This window comes from Planococcus sp. RAB007_Raresut (assembly GCF_057369535.1).
The window spans coordinates 1-265 of record NZ_JBXYIF010000143.1; the positions used below are offsets into that span (position 1 = coordinate 1).

Consider the following 265-nt stretch of genomic DNA (forward strand, 5'->3'; position numbering starts at 1 on the left):
AACTTCAGAGAATGTGAAAGGATAAGCAGCCGGGTCCTTATCATATTCTGCCTTAAAAGTCCGATAGCATTCTTTTATCTGGGCTTCTCCCCCAATGCTTTCGTCCCATTGAGCCATCGGATTTCCGTCATCACCCGATGCGCCAATAACAGGAAAGAGATGAACCAAAACAAAGTCGTCCGCTCCTTTTTTTGCCAACCAAGTATTTATCATGAATTTATACTTAGCGTCGGAGTAATCACCATAATAGTGTGATATCATTGCT

At 42.3% G+C, this 265-nt stretch carries 1 protein-coding gene; it reads right to left on the reverse strand.

The genetic code is table 11. From position 1 onward, the window contains the following. On the reverse strand, positions 1 to 265 hold a 265-nt coding region (locus tag AC2Q9J_RS18060; protein ID WP_499042078.1), incomplete at both ends, for a hypothetical protein.